The organism is Frankia umida, from assembly GCF_023242945.1.
Taxonomy (GTDB): Bacteria; Actinomycetota; Actinomycetes; order Frankiales; family Frankiaceae; genus Frankia; species Frankia umida.
Genome location: NZ_JALKFT010000107.1, coordinates 1 through 671, shown reverse-complemented (window position 1 = coordinate 671; position 671 = coordinate 1). Strand labels below are relative to the sequence as shown.

At 65.3% G+C, this 671-nt stretch carries 1 protein-coding gene; it reads left to right on the top strand.

Annotation, left to right across the window (positions count from 1 at the left end; genetic code table 11):
* The coding region (locus MXD59_RS25985) for a hypothetical protein (protein WP_248827198.1) at positions 1-641 on the top strand (641 nt) is incomplete at its 5' end.
* Positions 642-671 lie beyond the last annotated feature (30 nt).

Here is a 671-nt window from a genome sequence, read left to right as displayed (position 1 = left end):
ACACCAGCGACGGACGCCTCCTCGTCCTCACCGACGGCACCGGAACCACACCCCCGCCAGCCGTCCCAGGACCACCGCCTGCCGCCCACAACAACCCCAAATCCGATGTGCCGGCGACTCCCACAGAATCCGCCGAGCCGACGCTGTGGTCCACAGCGGTACCCACCGGCGAGAATTTGATCACTGATCTGCTGGATGCGAGCCCCGCCCTGACCCGGACGCTACTCGCCGATCTACGCGTCGACGCACTGAACAAGAACCCCGCCGACATCATGGAATCTCACAAGATCCGAAGAGACCTGTTCGACCGGGCCGTAGCCCATCCGCTGAGCGACGAAAAAGACGTCGCGCTCGTACTCAGCGCGGCAGACGGCGCGATCCAGAAGGAATTCGGGTCCTGCATCACCCTCGACAACCTCGACAAGATCGACACACCGAAAGAACACACCCCCCACTTCACCGTGGCACCCGGCTGCGCGGTGCGCCTGGCCAACATCATCCTGGCCCGCGGCGCGGCCAACAACCCCCTGCCCGGAGCCGTCCGCGCCCTGATCGACCGATGGATACTCGCCGGCCCAGCCGGCACCGCACTAACCTCGGGCTTTCACCGGGGTGATCGTCTGTTGGGGTGCCGGGAATAGGAAAGTGCTCCTGAGCTGGGAGGATTGGGC